This window comes from Enterobacter sp. RHBSTW-00901, from assembly GCF_014103115.1.
In the GTDB taxonomy this organism is placed as follows: Bacteria; Pseudomonadota; Gammaproteobacteria; order Enterobacterales; family Enterobacteriaceae; genus Enterobacter; species Enterobacter cloacae_P.
Genome location: NZ_JABXPB010000001.1, coordinates 1194028 through 1214178 on the forward strand (window position 1 = coordinate 1194028; position 20151 = coordinate 1214178).

Here is a 20151-nt window from a genome sequence, read left to right on the forward strand (position 1 = left end):
GCTCATTACGCCTCAAGTGTGACCCAGAATTGTCGGAAACCCTACCGCAAAAGGTAATTAATCGCCTGTTTCCGACAAATCGCACTAATCAGGCGTTACTCAGACATGAAGGTGATGTCATCTTTCTTTTCATGGACAAACTCATACTTCAATGTACGGTCTAATCCCTGAGACAAGGTATACGGCGCGTTAAAACCTGAGCTGTGCACTTTGCTGGCATCGAACTGGGTGGTCGCACAGAATTTTTTTACCCGCACAGAACTGATTGCATATTTTTTTCCGGTGATTTTGCTAAGAATATCAAAGCAATACCCACCAACCATACCCAGTGGGTACGGCAAATGAACTGATGGGATCTTCTTGCTAAGACTCTTTTCAACTTCAGATACTAACTGATTCATGTTCAGATCGGGCTTGTCGACATAGTTGTATACATCATAGCCAGCTTTGACGTTCGCCAGCTTGAATTTGATAAACCCGACAATATTCCCAACGTAAGCCATTGATTTATAGTTGGTGCCTGCACCAACCATAGCAAATTTGCCACCCGCAATTTGCTTCAGGAGGTTGTATACGTTGCCGCGATTACGTTCTCCAAAGATTACCGTTGGTCGCACAATGGTCAAAGAACGTTCCTGAGGCGATTTATCGAACCATTCGCGTAAAACCTCTTCGGCTTGCCATTTGCTTTTGCCGTAGTGGTTGAAAGGATCTTGAGGATGCGTTTCATCAGGATTGACTTTATTAAGGCCATAAACGGCAACTGAGCTGGTAAAAATAATGTTTTTGACATTATTTTTTTCCATTGCAGCCAAAACGTTACGCGTGCCTTGAACATTGACATCATAGTAGAGCGACGTTGGGCTCACATCATCGCGATGTTCAGCCGCCAGGAGCACCACCGTGTTAAACCCTGCGAGAGCCTGATCGAGTTGTTCCTGGTTTCGAACATCACCAGTGACAGTGATATCAGGATAGAAGTGACTTTGCTGCTTATCGAAGTTTGTTACGTCAAATTCATTCCGGGCAATCTCAATCAAACGTGTCCCAACAAAGCCAGACGCGCCAATAAACAAAACTTTATCGTTCATAAACCACTCAATGCGTTATGTGTTCTGGGCAAACCCACGGTTGGTACTATCTTCCGTAAGGCACCGCTCTAGATAAGATGTATGTTGCAAATAATGGCACGGATTATAGACCCTAAATGGGCCGAGTTCAGTAACAAAATTTAGGGGGATCATCGAATTCAACCGAACGCCCCGTCTTAATTTATTTGCCCTGGCTGGGAAGCACAAAATTCAGCCGTTCCGTATTCACCACCAACTGATCGACACGGTCGATATCTACCGAACTCTGCCCTTTCTCGTTTACCGCCTTGATGTTTGCCATCGACAGCAACGTCTCGTCTTTTGCCATAAACTTCCCGCGTACATCTTTGCGCAGATCAAAGTTCATCTTCAGCGCAGGTCCAATAGCAGCCTCCTGCATCACATTGATATTGCGTAAGAAAAGATGCTGTGGTTTGTTGTGCAGTTCCAGCGTGGCGCGCTGTATGTCAACGTTGGTAATGGCGACGAACGAGGTGGCATTACCGGATGAAATCTGTATTCCGCGCAACTTATAGTCAAGCTGACGATTATCAAGGCGAATATCGCTAAGCCTGAAGTTTTGTGGAATCGACAGATAATCCCCCTTTATTACACCATAGCCGATTAACATTCCGGCGCTATTGACCATATCAACATTATCGATGACGAAATTGTCACAGCCATAAATGGCGACGGTGGCGTTGTCTATTCCCGCCTTTTTGCTGAAATCCGGCGTGATATTTTTTGCCTTTATATTCCGAATGATAAAGTGCTTCCCGTTCTCGACGTGCACTAGCTGACGGCAATTGCTGCCCGTGATATTCGCCACCACAAAGTTCTTCACGGTCTGCTTTTCCGGGTAGTCGTTGTCGTAGGTGCTGCCGGCAAGGCCAATACCTATCCCCCAGTTGGTCTTACCGTTGGTGCAGTTGATATTGTCAATCACATGGTCGGAGATCAGGATATTGCGGTCGTTGATGGCCACGTTCCACTCAATGGCATCCCCCTGCAAATGGCTGAATCGACTGTTAGTAATACGGGCACCATCAACCTGATTATAGAACCCCTGGCGCAGAATGGCGTAGTTGGCCTGGCTCACGCTGATATTATCAATCACCAGATTACGCATAACAGCAGGCTGCTTACCGCCGATGAAAATCTGCGCGACAGGGCCAAAACCGCTCATCGCCAGCCCTTTTATCTCGCAGTCAGAGCCGCGAACATCCAGCGTGATGTTCTCCGTGCGTCCCGCGCCTTCGCCAATGACTTTGCTCCCTTCCTGCAGGACAAAACGTCCCCGGCCATTCCCTTTCAATGCCCCCCGGATCAGCAGCGTTTTGCCGTCGGGAATGAAAATCCCGGTATTGATGTTTTCACAGGTGAATCCGGCAGGGACAACGACGGTATCGCCTTCGCTAAACGCTTGCTTAAACGCGGCGATCCAGTCGTTATTGTTGTACTGATTCACAGAGACCGTCTTCCCGGCTGCCGCGTTCGCCGCACGGGAGGACAACAACGGCATGGCTGCCAGGACGGATAAGGAAGAGACAAAGCGGCGTCGAGTCATCTTTTTCAGCATACAACCTCGGTGTTACAACGTTTGCAGCAGGCTCGCTAACTGGCGATTAATCACCTGCTGGTTAAATTCTGCCTCAACTTTTTGTCGGGCATTGTGCAGCACAGGTACCAACGTCTGCGGGTCGATTTCGCTAAATGCGGCCAGACGATCGGCAAGGGCTGGCGCATTGTTCTCAGGCACCAGCCAGCCAGAATAGTCAGACTGGATCAACTCCGGGATCCCGCTGTGTACGGTCGATACCACCGGAATACCGACAGCCATCGCCTCCATCAGTGCCACCGGGATCCCCTCCATATCACCATCGGCTCCGGTCACGGACGGCAGCAGGAACACATCGGCTTCATCAAGCATCACTTTTACCTCGTGGCTCGGCTTGAAGCCCGGCATGTCGACATAGTCTTCCAGCTGATACTGTTCGATAAGCGTGCGCAGGCGGCGCTCCCACGGGCCAATACCCAGAATACGATAACGAAAATCAACGCCGCGCGCCTTCAACTGGCGGCAGGCTTCAATAGCCACATGCAGCCCTTTTTTCTCGGTCAGACGGGCAACAGAGATAATCTGCAACGATGTACCCGGCACCTTCACCGGGCGCAGGGTAAAACGCGCCAAATCAACGCCCATTCGCGAAACGGTGATTTTCTCCCCCGGGCAGCCCATGCTTTTCAGCCGTCCGGCCCACAACTCGCTGATGGGCAGCATCATGTCGCCGCGGCGAAAAAGCTGCTGATACTCCGGCGTGTAGTGGTTCAACACTTCGCGGCTGGAGATATCAATCCCGTGAAAAATGGTCGCTATTTTGCCGTCAATCACCCCCAGTTCGCGCAGTTTGGCTGCGGTGACGCCCGCCGGACCAAAGTGGGCGATAAACACATCGGCACGGTACGGCTGTGCCGTTTGTCCGCAGATGGCCGAGAGGATCAGATTGCGTGATTCCGCACCGTAGCGCGAAACATTCAGCGCACGCCAGGTCGAGGGACGATGGATGCCACGCAGGGTTTGTCTGGCCCGGTGGCGCAGCTTACTCATTCTTCCGGACGGTTCATCCTGGAGCCAGCGGGTTTTCGCCTCCAGCCCATATTGCGTATAGGCCGCATGGGTGTTTTGCGTATCGCCCTTTTGCAGGGCGATAATCTCCACGTCATATCCCATATCGATAAACGCGGTGATTTGGTTCAGCACAAAGGTTTCTGACGACAACGGAAATTTCAGTAAGAAGAAACCAACCTTCATTTCCCCTCCCCGACGCGCTCAAGGACAGATTTCACCATCCCGATCCCTTTTTCGCGCTCCGCTTTCACCGCCACGGCCAGACGTTCGTTAATGGCTGGTAGCTGTCCCAGGGTATCGCCAACCATCGCCCCGAGGGAACCGTCCAGCAAGTGACGGATATCAACCGCCATCTCAGGCATGCCGAGCTGCTGCATAATGCCCGCTGATTTGTGCTCGTAGTTAATGGCAATTGCAGGCGTGCCAAAGTTCATGGAGATAATCGCCGAGTGCAGACGGGTACCCACGGTCAGGTCGCAGGCCGAGAGCAGCTTGCCCATCTCCAGGTCGTTCAGTTCGTCCATCACCACGTGATAGCGCGATGGATCATTCACCAGATGGCGCAGGTTCAGCGCTACCATACGGTCATCTTTGTTATAACTGTCGATACCGGTACAGGTAGAGAGCGCCAGCACCTGATAACCGCTGTCCAGTATGCGGTTAACCACTCCGGCGAAGGCTTCTTCATACGCCGCCTGGGTCGTGCCAAGACGCTTGTCGAATGGCGCAAGCTCGCGCAGGGTAATAGCAACGGTTTTCTGTTTTGCCACCACATCCAGCCAGTGCTGCACCGCATAGCTTGCCTGGAAACGGTCGTCCTGATGATCCACCAGCCAGGCGGTATCCACACCGTGCTCAACTTTTGAGGTGTCGATATCGCTGCGCTTCATCAGATTAAGGCTCACCGATTCACGCAGGATCAGCGCATCACAGTGGGCAAACACATAGTTCGCCAGTTGGTTAAACTGCGGATCCTGGAATGGCCCCACGCTGTGACCAATCATAAACAGCGGTTTTTTTGCCATAAACGTACAGAGCGCATGCTCAAATTGCGGCACACCATAGAGATCGACAAAGAAAGAGCCACCGACCTGAATAATGGCGTCATAGCCCGACAGCAGGCGAACAAAATCGGTAAAACCTTGTGCAATGGCAATGTTGCGCAGCTTGCCGGTATCAGTGACGCGTGAAAGCAACACCTGGTGCTGGTAGCGACGGCGCAGCACTTTCTTCACCCGCCCCATCACACCGGCAACGTTGTTGTGCTGTTTCATCTGGCTGTAGAGCGGGTCGCCCATCACCGGACGGTTCAGCAACCAGGATGAGCTGACCGGATAACGGCTCATCACATCTACTTCTGTCTCAGGCTCAAGAGTGTTAATTGCATCCAATAAACCGCGCAGAATGGCGCTGTCGCCACGGTTGCCGCAGGTATGGTTGCCAAGGATAAGTAATTTCATAATGGCCTCTTAAAGAATTAGCCTGCGCGAAGCAGCGTTTTCATTTTTTCGTTACGGCAAAACTGGCGCTTCATCTCCACCACCAGCGCATTACGTGACAGCACCATCATCACCCCGAACGCAACCGCACCAGCGACAATCTGCACCGCCAGTAAAGCGACCAGCGGCAGATGGCCGCTGAGCACCACGCCCAGGCCATAGCTGACAACAAGCGTTGGCAATGAGAGATAAAACGGTAGCCACAGGCTGAGGATGTACTGACGATAGCTGGAGCCCAGCACCGGTTTGATCATCACGAAGTAGCTCAGAACGGTATTGATGATCTGCACCATCAGGAAGCCGAGCGTGACGCCGATAGCCCCTGCCATGTGCCCACCAACGATAATCGCCGGAATAAACAGGAAGGTTTTGAACACATTGAATTTGAAGCTGATATCAACGCGCGCTTTTGCCATCAGCAGGGAACCAATCGGGTTACCAACGGAGCGCAGCAGCCCCACCACGCACAGCAGTTGCAGGATGGGAATGATGCTGTCCCACTTCTCGCCAAACACCAGCGGCACAACGTTGCTGGAAACCACCATCAGCCCCAGCAGCACCGGGAAGTTGATAATGCCCACCACGGAAAGCAACTTGTAGAAATTGACCCGCAGCTTCCCGGTATCATCCTGAATTTTGGCGAACGCCGGGAACAGCACGCGGGTGATGATCGGGTTCAGTTTCATCGGCGGCACCACCGCGACGTTGTAGGCCAGGTTATAGCCCCCCGCGACGCTCGCCCCCAGAATGCGCGCCAGCACCAGGGTGGAGAGGTTGGTGTTGACGTAGTTGATGATGCTGTCAGCCGTCAGCCACGCGCCAAAGCGCAGGTTAGATGACACCGAGGCCAGTGAGAAATGCAGCCCCGGGCGGTAAATCTTACGGCCAAAGAAGCCGAACAGCAGCGTGCGTACGGTTGAGTTCACCAGATACCCGAGGATAGCCGTCATTGCCAGCGGCCAGAAATGGGCGCTCACCACGGTGAAGGTAAAGCCCGCCAGCACGGCACTGGTTTCAATCATGCCGATCTTGTTGAACTCCAGCTCTTTTTGCATCAACGCGCGGAACTGTTGCCCGTGAGGGATCACCACAAAGGCAAACGAGAGCGTGCGCATCAGCGGGGCAAGATCCGGGTTGTTCAGCACACTGGCGATGGTGTCACTCAGCAGGAACACCAGCACAAAAACGACGATCCCAAGCCCAACGTTCAGCCAGTAGAGCGTGGTCAGCTCCAGCTGGCTAATCTCCTTGCGCTGAATAATCGAGTTGGCGATCCCGAAGTCAGACAGCGTATCGGCCAGCGCGATAATCACCAGCGATACGGTCAGCAGACCAAACTGGTGATTATCAATAATGCGCGCCAGCACCGTCATCTGCACCAGCCCCAGGCCGATAATGACAATGGTCGCCATTGCTGACCACTTCGCGCCGCTGATGGTTTTTTCACGTAAGCTCATCTTAGTACGCCGCTTTGTTCACAAAACCTTTGAAGATGGTCAGAAAGACGATCTTGATATCAAACCAGAGGCTCCATTCACGGATGTACTCCAGGTCGAACTCGATGCGTTTTTCCATTTTTTCCAGCGTGTCGGTTTCACCGCGCCAGCCGTTGATCTGCGCCCAGCCGGTGATACCAGGCTTCACCTTATGGCGCAGCATGTAACCTTCAATCAGCGAGCGATACTGCTCGTTATGAGCCACCGCGTGCGGACGTGGCCCAACAATCGACATTCCACCGGTAAAGACGTTGATAAACTGCGGCAGCTCATCCAGCGACGTGCGACGCAGGAAGTTACCCACCCGCGTGACGCGTGGGTCATTTTGCGTCGCCTGAGTCACCACTTTGTCGTTCTCCATCACCTTCATGGAGCGGAACTTCCACACCATAATCGGTTTACCGTCTATGCCGTAGCGGGTCTGGCGGAAGATAATCGGGCCTGGAGAACTCAGCTTGACCGCCAGCGCAATGCAGCACAGCACCGGGGAGATCAGCAGTAAAATCAGTGAGGAAAGAATGATATCTTCGATGCGCTTAAGCACGCGGTTAATGCCCGACAGCGGCGTGTCATACAGCGGTACCACCGGCACACCGTTCACCTCATCAATACGCGAGTGCAGAATATTGAAGGTAAAGACGTCAGGGATGAGGATCACCGAGCAGGTGGTATCTGCAAGTTTGCGAACCAGACGCTTAATGCACGCTTCCTCGCTCATTGGCATGGCAATATAGACGTTATGGATTTTGCCCGCTTTTGCATCGTCGAGCAGTTGTTCAACATTCCCGGCCCAGTCGGACGAAACGCCTCCCGGTCTTGCATCGTGATAAATCCCTACAACCTCAAGACCCAGCCACGGCTCTTTGCGGAAACTGTCCAGCAGGGCTTGTCCGACCGGCAAGTCACCCGCCACGGCAACATAACGCGTGTTGTAGCCGCGATTGCGCAGCCAGCCCGCGCCATAGCGAATGAGCGAACGGCAGACCACCATGCCGACGCTGGTTAGCAGGTACCAGCACAGATAGGTCACCAGCCGGTTGTCAAAATCACGGCTAAACGCCACCAGCCCGGCGCTGAAAATCAGGCTTAACGTCCAGTTTTGCAGTAACAGCATCAGCTCAGTGGTAATTTTTACGCCGCGCCACGAACGGTAGAAATCGGTTATCCCACCGATCATCTGAAACACCACCAGCGCAATCAGAGCCATCAGCAAATGCATGTACAGGAAGGGTTGGCCGCTCACCCAACACACCGCCCACAATCCACCGACCATGATGGTGATATCGGAAAAACGCTGCACCATAGAGATTAACGATGCATTCGTTCTCGCTCGCTCGCGTTTTTTTAGATTCGTCATCGTTGTTCCTTTCGTTCAAAACCTGCCCCTCACCCTAACCCTCTCCCCAAAGGGGAGAGGGTTAGGGTGAGGGGTAAGGTTTTCGTTTTACTGATTCAACAGCGCCAGAATGTCCTGCGTTCGCGCTTCCATCAGTGGGACATCCGCCCGTGATTCCACATTCAGGCGCACCACCGGCTCGGTGTTTGAAGAACGCAGATTGAAGCGCCACTGCGGGAACGACATGCTGATGCCGTCGGTACGGTCAATTTCCAGCGCGTGAATGGCAAAGTGCTGCTCCACGCGGGCAATAGCGTCGGCAGGTTGCGCCAGTTTGCTGTTGATCTCCCCGCTTGCCGGGAACGCCGCCATACGGTCGCGCACCAGTTCGCCCAGCGTCTGTCCTTTCAGACACAGCAGCTCAGCCACCAGCAGCCACGGGATCATTCCGCTGTCGCAGTAGGCAAAATCACGGAAGTAGTGGTGGGCGCTCATCTCGCCGCCATAAATGGCATCTTCTTCGCGCATACGCTCTTTAATGAAAGCGTGACCGGTTTTGGACATCACCGGCTGGCCACCCGCCGCAGCAACCACGTCAACGGTGTTCCAGGAAAGACGCGGATCGTGAATGATTTTCGCCCCCGGGTTCTTCTCGAGGAACGCTTCCGCCAGCAGACCGACAATGTAGTAGCCTTCGATAAACTGGCCTTTCTCGTCGAACAGGAAGCAGCGGTCGAAATCACCGTCAAAGGCGATGCCCATATCCGCACCGTGCTCAATCACCGCGTTACGGGTGTCATCGCGACACTCCGGCAGCAGCGGATTCGGGATCCCGTTAGGGAAATTACCGTCAGGCGTGTTGTGGACTTTAACGAAGGTCACCGGCACGTTCAGCGCCTTAAAGCGGGCTTCCAGCGCATCGACAACCGGACCTGCGGCACCGTTGCCAGAGTTGATCACCAGCGTGAGCGGTTTGAGATTCGCCACATTGATGTAGCCCAGCAGGTGGTCAATGTAGGCTTTTTGCAGGTTGATCTGCTTGTAGCTGCCGCGTTGTGCTTCGTTCACCGGCGGGAAGTCGTTAGCTTCCGCCAGACGCTGCACATCGCGCAGGCCGGTGTCACCACTGATAGGTCGCGCGCCCTTGCGCACCAGCTTCATGCCGTTGTAATCCATCGGGTTATGGCTGGCGGTCACTTCGATACCGCCGTCCACGCCAAGGTGGAAGGTGGCAAAATAGATCTCTTCGGTACCGGAAAGGCCGATGTCCAGCACATCCACACCCGCATCCTGCAACCCTTTTGCCAGCGCCAGCTTCAGCGACTCACTGGTCAGACGCACATCGCCGCCCAGCACGATGGTCTGCGGTTTTAAATATTCGCCGTACGCGCGGCCAATGCGCCACGCAATATCTTCATTCAGCTCTTCACCCAGCTTGCCCCGAATATCGTAGGCTTTAAAACAGGTTAATTTTTCCATGATGACCCCTTTTTCAGGCAACAGTTGGCCCTGACCACTAAATGGCCAAATTCATTTTTGTCATTCGTAGGCCCGGTAAGCGCTGCGCCACCGGGCAAGATGCTAAGGTGCTATACCCGGCCGTAACGATCCTGGAAGCGAACAATGTCGTCCTCTTCCAGATACGAACCGGAGCGCACTTCAATTAAATCGAGAGGAATTTTCCCCGGGTTTTCCAGGCAGTGCGTTGCCCCGAGCGGGATGTACACCGATTCGTTTTCACCCAGCAGTTTGATCTCACCGTCGATGGTGACTTTGGCAGTGCCCGCCACCACAACCCAGTGCTCAGCGCGGTGATGGTGCATCTGTACCGACAGCCCTTCACCCGGCTTCACGGTGATGCGTTTCACCTGGTAGCGGTCTCCCGCATCGATGGAGTCATATTTCCCCCACGGACGGTAGACTTCGCGATGAATATGGTGTTCATGACGGCCATCGGCCTTGATCTTCTCCACCACTTTTTTCACGTCCTGCACGACATTACGGTCGGCAATCAGCACGGCATCTTTGGTCTGAACGACCACCAGATCCTTCACCCCCACCGTCGTCACCAGGCCTGATTCGGCATAAACGTAGCTGTTTACCGTCTTGTGACTAATCACATCACCGTGATGAACGTTACCCTCCGGGGTATGGGCGCTGATCTCCCACAGTGAGGACCAGGAGCCGACATCACTCCAGCCCGCATCCATCGGCACCACGACGGCGTCTGCCGTGCGTTCCATCACCGCGTAGTCGATGGACTCTTCCGGGCAGGCGAGGAAGGCGTCTTCATCCACACGAATAAAGTCGAGATCCGGGTCAACCACGTCCATCGCTTTTTCGCAGGCGCTTAAGATATCCGGACGATACTTCTGCAGCTCTTCCAGATAGCGCCCGGCGCGGAACAGGAACATGCCGCTGTTCCAGTAGTATTCACCGCTGGCCACATAAGCCTGTGCGGTTTCAAGATTGGGTTTTTCGACAAACTGCGCCACGTCAAACGCCACGCTATCGCCTTCACCTGGCGTTACCGTGCCACGGCGGATGTAGCCGTAACCCGTTTCCGGCAGATCCGGCACGATGCCGAAGGTCACCAGCTTGCCGCTGTCGGCGTAAGGAATGGCAGCTCGTACCGCATCACGGAACGCGTCTTCCTGCTGAATGACGTGGTCTGCCGCCAACACCAGCATCAACGGATCGCAATCCGGGCTGCTGCGTTTTGCTGCCAGTGCCGCCAGGGCGATAGCCGGTGCCGTATTGCGTCCGGCAGGCTCCAGAATGATATTTTCAGTGAGTTTATTCAGCTGGCGCAGCTGCTCGGCAACGATAAAGCGGTGTTGTTCGTTACAGATCACCACCGGGCTTTCACACTCCACGCCGTGCAAACGGTTAACCGTCGTTTGCAGCATGGTGAGATCCCCTTTCAGGCAGAGGAACTGTTTTGGATAGAGCACGCGGGACAGCGGCCACAACCGGCTACCAGAGCCACCTGCCATCACAACCGGATACAACGTGGTTTGACTCATGATTTATCCCCGTATATCTGCAATAAATTGGCTCAGCACGTTCTCTTTCTCGAGCGTACGCTCGGCATATTCACGTGCCACCGTGTTCACTTTTGGCATGGCAAGTGCCTGCTCAATTCCACTCACCAGCGCAGAGACTGATTCCGGCTCCACGCAAACGGCGATCCCCGGATAGCTGCTGCATAACTGGCCTAATTCGGTTGCGGCTTCTGCCGTAATCACCGCATTACCGCCCACCGCCAGAATGTTGGTCAGCTTGGACGGCAGCACCGCATCTGCCGCGCCGCGCTTTTGCACCACCAGATGGCAGTCGCCCATCTTCAGCAACGCAGGCAGTGCCTCGTACGACTGAAGGGGGAAGAATTTCACATTTGTCAGGCCACGCTCGCTTGCCATCTTCTCCAGCCGCGCTTTCCCACCGCCCTGCCCGACAATCACAAACATCCACGAACGTTTACTAAGCTGTTGCGCGGCCTCGATAACGCTCTCCAGCCCCTGCTTTTCGCCGATGTTGCCGGAGTAAAGAATGATTTTTTGTTCTTCAGGCAAACCAAGCTGGGCACGTAACGCCTGCGCGTCACTTTCTGTCACGTCACGAAAACGCGCCACTTCAGACCAGTTCGGGAAAAAGATCACTTTCTCCGCCGCCACGCCCTTCTCCTGGGCTTTATTCATCATTGAGCGCGAGATGGTCGAAACGTAATCGACGTTATGCAGACTGCTACGCTCAAAAGCGCTGGCAAGCTTCGCAACGACGCCGCTCTTGCCTTTACCTGCCATCCCCAGGCCAAGCATGGCGTCCACTTCATAGTCCTGAATATGCAGCAGGGTGCGCGCGCCGGAGAGTTTGCCCAGCAGGCGCATGCCTGGCGTGCAAAACAGCGTCGGCACCACGCCGATAATGCGATCCGGCTTCCAGCGACGTTGCGCCATCAGCGGGAAGAAACTGCTCAGGGCAAAGCTGCCCAGATGAAGTAAACGTTTTAGCGTCGAGGGCTGCTTCGGCACGTACAGCGGGCAGCGCCACACCGTCGCGGCCCCCTCTTCGCGGCGATAACGCCAGCTGGAGTAGCGCTCGCCCACCTTCCACTCCGGGTAGTACGGCGGCGCGGTAATGACCCGCACGTCATGTCCCTGGCTCGCCATCCACTCGACCATCTCGCCGGTGTATTTCCCGATACCGGTTAGCTCCGGCGAGTAGTTAATTCCATATACGAGGATCTTCATACACTTCATCCTTCAACCTGACTCTGCGTTGGCTGCGTCTGCTCACCCCAGTCACTTGCTTCAGGATCCCCAGTCTTGCCGCCTTGATCCAGGCAGAATGATTTCGTGTAACATCCCGGCACCTCAGCCTGACGTTCCGTGAGGAAATACGCCCGACTGTTGTCATGCACGTTACCACTGGCAAGCAGCGCCTCTGGCGTCAGCCAGCGGTAGTCGTCATGCTGGGAATCAGGCAGACACAGGTCTGCCTCACTCACCCTCAGGCGGAACCCCAGCACGATGTAGTGCGTGGAGAATCCGGTGCCTGAAAAGTTATCGTCATAGAAGTGCTGCCAGACCCCGTAAAACTGGCCCGCTGCCATCGGCAGTTGCAGGCCCAGCTCCGCCAGAGTAAGACGCTCAAAGGCAGTTGCCAGCGTCTCATCCTTCTGCACGCGCCCGCCGGGCACGAACCAGAAGCCCTGTGCAGGACGATTGGTTCGTTTCCCCAGCAAGAACTCGCCGCGTTCGTTCCCGACGATCAAATCGATTGAGATGAGCGGCGTAGAACGCACTACCGTGGCAAAATCTTCCTGACTTAAAAACATCGTTACCCCCGGAAGCGGTGCTGGTTTTCCAGGAACCACTGGTAAGTGCTGGCCAGCCCCTGCTCCAGTGACACCTCGTGATACCAGCCCAGCTGATGCAGACGGGTCACGTCCAGCAGTTTACGCGGCGTGCCGTCCGGTTTGGTGGCATCAAACACCACTCGGCCCTTGTAGCCCACCACTTTGGCGATGGTCTGCGCCAGCTCGCGAATGGTGCAGTCCACGCCCGTGCCCACGTTGATGTGCGACAGCATCGGCTCGGTGTTCTCCTGCCACACCTCGCGATCCAGCTCCATCACGTGAATGCTGGCAGCCGCCATATCATCTACGTGCAGAAACTCACGCATCGGCGTACCGCTTCCCCACACCACCACGTCCGGTGTGTTCTCGGCGGTTGCCTCGTGGAAGCGACGCAACAGCGCCGGGATCACGTGCGAATTGCTCGGATGGAAGTTGTCATGCGGCCCGTACAGGTTGGTCGGCATCACCGAGCGATAGTCGCGACCATACTGACGGTTGTAGGATTCACACAGCTTGATCCCGGCAATTTTGGCAATCGCGTATGGCTCGTTGGTCGCTTCAAGCGTGCCCTGCAACAGCTCACTTTCCGCAATCGGCTGTGTTGCCATTTTCGGGTAGATACAGGATGACCCGAGGAACAACAACTTGTTCACGTTATGCAGATGCGCTGCGTGAATGATGTTGCTCTCGATCATCATGTTCTCGTAGATGAAATCCGCCGGGTACGTGTTGTTGGCAACAATGCCACCCACTTTTGCCGCCGCCAGATACACCTGGTCAATGCGTTCATTCGCAAAGAACGCCTGCACAGCCTTGCTGTCGAGCAGGTTCAGCTCGTCGCGGGTGCGGACAATCACCTCTACGTCACCGCGCTGCTTCAGCTGGCGTTCAATCGCGGAACCCACCATTCCGCGATGGCCGGCGACAAAAATACGTTGTTTCGTCATTCTTAAGACTCCAGCGCGATGGCAACCTCGTAGCCATGAGACTTAAGCAGGGAGTGTTTTTTCGCTGCTTCAAGATCTTTGGCCACCATCTCGGAAACCATCTCCTGCAGAGTGGTTTCGGGTTTCCAGCCCAGGGTTTCGTGCGCTTTGGTTGGATCGCCCAGCAGGGTTTCCACTTCCGCAGGGCGGAAGTAACGCGGGTCAACCTGCACAATCACGTCGCCCGGCTTCACGCCCGGTGCGTCGTGGCCGGTTACCGAAACCACAATGCCCTTCTCTTCCACGCCGGTGCCTTCGAAGCGCAGTTTGATGCCCAGCTGTGCTGCGGCCATCTCAACGAACTGACGCACGGAGTACTGCACACCGGTAGCGATAACGAAATCTTCTGGCTTGTCCTGCTGCAGCATCATCCACTGCATTTTCACGTAGTCTTTGGCATGGCCCCAGTCACGCAGGGAGTCCATGTTGCCGAGGTGCAGGCACGATTCCAGACCCTGAGCGATGTTAGCGATCGCGCGAGTGATTTTGCGGGTCACGAAGGTTTCGCCACGACGTGGGGATTCGTGGTTGAACAGAATGCCGTTACAGGCGTACATGCCATAAGATTCACGGTAGTTCACGGTGATCCAGTAGGCGTACAGTTTGGCTACCGCATACGGAGAGCGCGGGTAGAACGGCGTGGTCTCTTTCTGTGGGATTTCCTGCACCAGACCGTACAGCTCAGAGGTGGACGCCTGGTAGAAACGGGTTTTCTTCTCAAGGCCGAGGAAGCGAATGGCTTCCAGCAGGCGCAGGGTACCCATTGCGTCAACGTCAGCGGTGTATTCAGGAGATTCGAAAGAGACCGCAACGTGGCTCATCGCCCCCAGGTTGTACACTTCATCCGGCTGCACTTCCTGCAGGATGCGAGTCAGGTTGGAAGAATCGGTCAGATCGCCGTAATGCAGATGGAATTTCGGGTTCGCGGAGTGAGGATCCTGGTAGATATGGTCAACACGCTCGGTGTTGAACGAAGAAGCACGACGCTTAATACCGTGTACTTCATACCCTTTTTCCAGCAATAATTCTGCCAGGTAAGAACCATCCTGTCCGGTAACGCCGGTGATGAGAGCGACTTTAGACATGTTTATTTTCTCCAACTTATAAGAAATTATTCAGCTTCAACGCGTTCGCGTATCACCACTGCGGGATTGCCACGGCAAACTTTATTTGCCGGTAGCGATTTAAAAACGCTGCTGCGGGCACCAATAACCGTGCCGTCGCCAACAGAGACACCCGGTGCAACAAAGACATCTGTTGCCAGCCAGCATTTTTCACCAATCACAATAGGTGTGGCGGTAATATCGAAATGCGGGCTCATGAAATCGTGACTTCCGGTGCACAAATAACATTTCTGTGACACCACCGAATTTGCGCCAATCGTAATATCGCCCAGGGTATAGAGCACGGCGTCGTCCCCGACCCAGGCATAATCCCCAAGCGTTAATTTCCAGGGATACGTAATTTTGACCGATGGACGAATAACTACGTTTTTTCCGATTTTTGCACCAAACAGGCGTAATAAAAATGCTCGCCAGCGATACAGTATTTGCGGCGACCAGGCAAATAAAGTTGCCTGTACCGCCCACCATAACTGCACTTTAATACCGCTCCTGCCGCGAAAATCTTTCGGCACGGAGAATCCTTTTAAATCCTGCATTACGTTTCCTTATATTTCAGACTTTGTTATATAAGGCTTTCGCTTTACCCGTCGTTTTCAGACGCAGAAAATAAGACAATTCCGCCCAAAAGCCCGGCACGCGTAATATCTTACGCTGGACGTTTTTGGCATCCTGGCATAATTCAAGATTATTCGAGGTTGACACCCCACCCATTGAAAATTCAGACACCAGACCGTTAATTCGACAGAATGGATAACCTGACTTATACAAACTGGCGGCCAGTGCATAATCTGATGACACTTTATACTGCAGATCGTAAGGTTGTTTTTTCAGCCCCTTTACCGGGAAGAAAATGGCCTGATGGCTGGCGGGCAAGCTGTGATAGATATACCAGCCCGGTTTGGCGCTACGCAGTACTTTATTACCGTCGCCAAAATCGAGCAGCGCATCACCAATGTACATCGCCTCTTCTTTCTGGCGAGCCAGCTGGCGGGCAAACAGCGCCACATCATCATGGAACACATCACCGGAATTGAGGAAGATAGCATACCGCCCTTGCGCCATCGCGATGCCTTTATTCATGGCGTCGTAGATACCTTTATCTTTCTCGCTGATGTAACGTAAGTTGAACTCACCGTTGAGTTTTTCCAGAAACTCCGCCGTGCCATCGTTCGAACCGCCATCGACCACGATCCACTCAAAGGTGAGGCTCGGATCGCGCGCCAGATTGCGCAGCGAGCGCCAGGTTTTTACCACCCCTTCGTAGTTGCGAAAGGCGACAGTAACAACGCTAAGAAACATAAAATCACCTCGTCATGAATTCGTAATATTTAGCGCCTTGCGCAAAATAAACGGACAGACAATTAAGAATGCATATTCCGGGCTAAATATTGACCCTGTAAAAAACAGCGACACGGGCGTAAAAAGATAAAGCTGCACGCGAAAGTTTTGGTTATCACCAAACGCGTTAATCATCATTTTGAAAACGTTAAACAGATACCACAATGTCAACAACAGGGCGAACCACGAAAAATAAATAATTAACAGATACAGGCCATTGTCTATGGTTTTACCGACGTCCGCACCGTTAAAGATTCCGAATGATGCAACATATTCATAAAGTGAGCCGAATCTTACTACACCATCAATGTGGGTTAAGGAATAACCCACCATCACCAGCGGTCCGATGATGCGATAATAGGATGATGAACCTTCTGTTCCCAAATCTCCCAGACGTTCAGAGATGTATGGGAAGGCAAATATCACACCCACCATAAACACCGTCAGGGAAATAATCGCCAGCGGCAATTTTTTCTTAATCGCCTCTTTGTTCAGATACTGGAACGCCCACTCCAGCAGGTAAAACAAGATAAATGTCATTACCCCGGAAAACGATCCTGACAGAACAATCCCTGCAAGAATCATAGCATCGGTCTTAGGGGTTTTGATACCAAACTGTTTGATGCTGAGCCAAATTGAGATTAATGCCAGAGCAAAAAACGCCGGTTCAAAATAGAGTGCGGTGGTACGCTTTCCGCCAAACTTAATGAAGTTCAGAACGTAACTGTTACTGTAAATGAGATATTTCGAAATAATCTCCATCAGGCTACTGCCACCGGTCAAAATAATTTGCGCCATCTCCAGTGCAGCAAGCATAACAATTAACGCAACGGCAATATAAAAGAACCTGAGGATTTTCCGATAATTGTGCGGTGATATCGTTTTAAAGCGAATACTCCAGACCATGCCAATAATAATGACGATATAAACAAACAGCATGGTGGAGGTGACGTATTTACTGGCATCCAGCGACTGGCCAAAGATGTAGTTAAAGGCCGTCAGCCCTGACCCGATACCCAGCGCAATCATCAACTTCTTCAGGTTGATTTTCTCGACGTACAGCAAAAGCAGAACGGGCAAGAAGGTCACGATGGTAATCGGGAAGCTTTCACCCAACTGAGCAATCTTGACGTTGACCAGCAGGTAAATCAGCGGCAGCAGCAGATAACTACAGATTCTGATAGAACGAGACATACTCCTCCAGCATCTGTTGTCCACTGTAGGCCTTGCGACTGCGGTTGCGGAACGATTCCAGGCTCGTGCCAAACACGGCTTGCGCAATATCGGCCTTCGTCATCTGCACCAGCGGCAATACCTCCTGCTCCGCGAAGGTTTTCCCGCCCGATTTTTCCAGCACTTCACGCGCCGCATCGCTGTGGGTGGCAATCACCGGCACACCAATCGAGAGCGCTTCGCACAGGATCAGCGGGTAGTTATCCACGCGTGAGCTAAACACCAGCGCGTCCATGCCGTTCAGGGCGCTCATCAGTTTGCGCTTGTCAGTTTCAAACCCGTGGTTCACCACGTTTGCCCCGATGAACGGGGAAAACTTACCGAAGGTATGCAGTTCAATGTTGTCGCCCAGCGCCATGATGTCTTGCACCAGTTGCTGATTGGTTTTACCGTCGTAGCGCAAATCATGCGCGACAATAGCAATTTTCGGTTTGCCCGTGGTTTCCGCCGCCGGCGTCAGCTCCGCCAGAATCTCTTCCGTCGCCACATCGATACCGTTGTTAATGATTTTGCAGCGCCCTGCGCCGTACAGACTGTTGAATGCGTCCGCCACGTGCTGGCTTGGGGAGATAAACGTGCAGCCAAGCGAAATCATGTCGCGAAACAGCTGACGTTTTCCCTCTACCAGCTGATATGCGCGATCAATGTTGACGGGTGGATAGTTGGTCAGCGTCGGGCATTTCTGACAGTTCGTTTTCCACCCTTCACAGCCGTCGGTAAACGCGCAGCGTCCGGTCACACTCCAGTGATCGTGCAGCGTCCAGACAAACCGGGTGTCCGGTTTATGCGCCTGCACGTTCTCGCAAAATGCCACCACCTCTTCCAGCTTCAGCCAGTAGCTGTGCAGCACGTGAAAATGCAGCACTACCGGGCCGGTGGTTCGCGTTACAGTGCGATAAAGGTTATTCAGGTTACCGAACAGATCGCGGTTAAACAGACGAAACAGTGCAATGTTAGCAATAGACGTCAGGCGCGGCGTCTGCTTCAGCACCTGCGGATAGTTATCGTGGCTGACGCTTTTCTTGCCGCTCTTGCCGTAGCCGTAGACAAAGCGCGACTGTAATCCTTTTTGCAGCGCACGCTGATGCAGATCCAGCGCTACACCGGCCGCCCCGCCTTCCGCGAGGCGTACGTTAAATTGCAGAATGTTCATTTGATCACCTTCACCCGGGCTTTTTCTCCCACCACCAGTGCGTTATCCGGAATGTTGTCCAGCACCACGCTACCTGCACCCACGATGACGTTATTGCCGATAGTAATGTCGCCAATGATCACCACGTTGGCTCCCAGCTCGACGTTATTGCCGATAACCGGGCACGCCAGACTGTCCGGCCCACGGTTGCCGATGGTCACCGCGTGGCGAATGGTGAAATCATCACCCGCGACCACAAATTTATTAATCACCACTGCATAGCCGTGGTGAATGGTGAAGCGGCGGCCAATGGTCGCGGCAGCCTGAATTTCATAACCAAAAATGCATTCGGTGATGATGCGGTACAGCACCAGAGCCGGTGCCGCCCAGATATTGTTCAGCACATTTTTTTTGCGCCACACCGAGCAAAAGTGCGCGATGCGGTACGCCAGAACCATGCAGCATGGGCGCAGGCTCCAGCTGTTTGCGCGGCAATCTTCCAGAAACATTATTTCCCCCGAAGCCCATCAGCCAGGCGTTTACCATTGCGCACGGAAAACAGCGTGAGCAGCGTGCGCCAGTTCATGCGCTTATTGCGGATTTGATAGAGGGTAAAGAGCTGATACTTCCGGCTGGCACGGTCAAACTTGTCCTTGTGCTTGCGGTAAAAGTGAAAGTAGCCCGAGAATTTTTTCGGCGAGGAGGTGATTTGCATCTCCCCGTGATTGATGTGCAGGATCTGCGTGGCCTCTTCCACTTTCCACGGTTCACCATATTCCACCACCATCCGCAGGAAGATGTCGTAATCCTGCGCGGCCTTCAGCTCGGTATCAAACAGACACGCTTTAAAGCGCCATGCCCAGGTAAACACCTGATTGCCAATGATATTGCGCTTATAAAACAGACGGCGTGAGTACGGAGATTTCGGGTACAGCGGCAGACTCGCGGGCTGAGAGTAGACTTCACCCTGGCAGACATAGTCGTTGGCATACAGGAAAGCGTGCGTAACCAGCTGCTGTTGATGCGACAGGAAGATCGACAAACGATTTGGCGTCCATTCATCATCATCGTCAATACCGGTCAGATACTGCCCTTGCGCCTGCATAATCGCCTGGTTACGCACCGCACACGCCCCGGAGTTGATGGCGTTATGCGTATACATCACGCGCGGATCATTGAGATCAGACACAAATTTCTGCAACTGTTCATACGAGGAAGAACAGTCATCAACGACGATCAGCTCCCAGTTATCATAATCCTGTCGTAGTACGGATTTGATTGCGCGGATCGCCAGCTGCTGACGGTTCCATGTCGGCATATAGATAGAAATCAAAGGGCGTTGTGTGGTCATGGTCTTTCCCGAATGAGTTCGATGCCCTCACCCCTGCCCTCTCCCTTTGGGAGAGGGTTAGGGTGAGGGGGGGAT

General features: G+C 53.6%; 17 protein-coding genes and 1 pseudogene. All 18 read right to left on the reverse strand.

The window, feature by feature from the left end:
• Nucleotides 1-95: 95 nt before the first annotated feature.
• Nucleotides 96-1091, reverse strand: coding sequence for an NAD-dependent epimerase/dehydratase family protein (locus HV318_RS05875; protein ID WP_182271972.1), 996 nt, complete (start codon nt 1089-1091; stop codon nt 96-98).
• Nucleotides 1092-1272: 181 nt separating this feature from the next.
• Nucleotides 1273-2670 (reverse strand): colanic acid biosynthesis protein WcaM, encoded by a 1398-nt coding sequence (gene wcaM / locus HV318_RS05880; protein ID WP_182271973.1) that lies wholly within the window; start codon nt 2668-2670, stop codon nt 1273-1275.
• 12 nt (nt 2671-2682) lie between these two features.
• Nucleotides 2683-3903 (reverse strand): colanic acid biosynthesis glycosyltransferase WcaL, encoded by a 1221-nt coding sequence (gene wcaL, locus HV318_RS05885; RefSeq protein WP_182271974.1) that lies wholly within the window; start codon nt 3901-3903, stop codon nt 2683-2685.
• The gene (wcaK, locus tag HV318_RS05890) at nt 3900-5180 is read right to left on the reverse strand and encodes a colanic acid biosynthesis pyruvyl transferase WcaK (RefSeq protein WP_182271975.1); all 1281 of its coding nucleotides are present in this window, start codon (nt 5178-5180) and stop codon (nt 3900-3902) included. Before wcaK ends, wcaL begins: the two co-directional genes overlap by 4 nt.
• A 17-nt stretch (nt 5181-5197) precedes the next feature.
• The gene (wzxC, locus tag HV318_RS05895) at nt 5198-6676 is read right to left on the reverse strand and encodes a colanic acid undecaprenyl disphosphate flippase WzxC (protein WP_182271976.1); all 1479 of its coding nucleotides are present in this window, start codon (nt 6674-6676) and stop codon (nt 5198-5200) included.
• Between the two features lies 1 nt (nt 6677).
• Complete coding sequence (wcaJ, locus tag HV318_RS05900; protein ID WP_182271977.1) at nt 6678-8072, reverse strand: undecaprenyl-phosphate glucose phosphotransferase; 1395 nt, start codon at nt 8070-8072, stop codon at nt 6678-6680.
• A gap of 87 nt (nt 8073-8159) precedes the next feature.
• Entirely contained in the window at nt 8160-9530 is a 1371-nt protein-coding gene (gene cpsG, locus HV318_RS05905) for a colanic acid biosynthesis phosphomannomutase CpsG (RefSeq protein WP_182271978.1), read from the reverse strand.
• A gap of 110 nt (nt 9531-9640) precedes the next feature.
• A complete protein-coding gene (gene cpsB / locus HV318_RS05910) occupies nt 9641-11077 on the reverse strand; it encodes a mannose-1-phosphate guanyltransferase (protein WP_182271979.1) in 1437 nt (478 codons plus the stop codon).
• Nucleotides 11078-11080: 3 nt separating this feature from the next.
• Nucleotides 11081-12304: a colanic acid biosynthesis fucosyltransferase WcaI gene (gene wcaI / locus HV318_RS05915; protein WP_182271980.1), complete on the reverse strand. Its 1224-nt coding sequence runs from the start codon at nt 12302-12304 to the stop codon at nt 11081-11083.
• A 113-nt stretch (nt 12305-12417) separates the two neighbouring features.
• Nucleotides 12418-12891: pseudogene (locus HV318_RS05920) on the reverse strand (GDP-mannose mannosyl hydrolase); the annotation flags it as partial.
• Between the two features lie 2 nt (nt 12892-12893).
• Nucleotides 12894-13859 (reverse strand): GDP-L-fucose synthase, encoded by a 966-nt coding sequence (gene fcl, locus HV318_RS05925; RefSeq protein WP_182271982.1) that lies wholly within the window; start codon nt 13857-13859, stop codon nt 12894-12896.
• A 2-nt stretch (nt 13860-13861) separates the two neighbouring features.
• Nucleotides 13862-14983, reverse strand: coding sequence for a GDP-mannose 4,6-dehydratase (gmd, locus tag HV318_RS05930; protein WP_010431938.1), 1122 nt, complete (start codon nt 14981-14983; stop codon nt 13862-13864).
• Between the two features lie 26 nt (nt 14984-15009).
• Nucleotides 15010-15558: a colanic acid biosynthesis acetyltransferase WcaF gene (gene wcaF, locus HV318_RS05935; protein ID WP_182271983.1), complete on the reverse strand. Its 549-nt coding sequence runs from the start codon at nt 15556-15558 to the stop codon at nt 15010-15012.
• A 16-nt stretch (nt 15559-15574) separates the two neighbouring features.
• Nucleotides 15575-16321 carry a colanic acid biosynthesis glycosyltransferase WcaE gene (wcaE, locus tag HV318_RS05940; protein ID WP_182271984.1) on the reverse strand — a complete coding sequence of 249 codons (747 nt, stop codon included), beginning with the start codon at nt 16319-16321 and terminating at the stop codon, nt 15575-15577.
• 12 nt (nt 16322-16333) lie between these two features.
• Nucleotides 16334-17554, reverse strand: a complete 1221-nt coding sequence (gene wcaD, locus HV318_RS05945; protein WP_182271985.1) for a colanic acid polymerase WcaD — start codon at nt 17552-17554, stop codon at nt 16334-16336.
• The gene (wcaC, locus tag HV318_RS05950) at nt 17529-18746 is read right to left on the reverse strand and encodes a colanic acid biosynthesis glycosyltransferase WcaC (protein WP_182271986.1); all 1218 of its coding nucleotides are present in this window, start codon (nt 18744-18746) and stop codon (nt 17529-17531) included. The genes wcaD and wcaC overlap by 26 nt, the downstream gene beginning before the upstream one ends.
• Entirely contained in the window at nt 18743-19234 is a 492-nt protein-coding gene (gene wcaB / locus HV318_RS05955) for a colanic acid biosynthesis acetyltransferase WcaB (protein WP_182271987.1), read from the reverse strand. The genes wcaC and wcaB overlap by 4 nt, the downstream gene beginning before the upstream one ends.
• A complete protein-coding gene (gene wcaA, locus HV318_RS05960; protein ID WP_182271988.1) occupies nt 19234-20076 on the reverse strand; it encodes a colanic acid biosynthesis glycosyltransferase WcaA in 843 nt (280 codons plus the stop codon). The genes wcaB and wcaA overlap by 1 nt, the downstream gene beginning before the upstream one ends.
• Between the last annotated feature and the right edge of the window lie 75 nt (nt 20077-20151).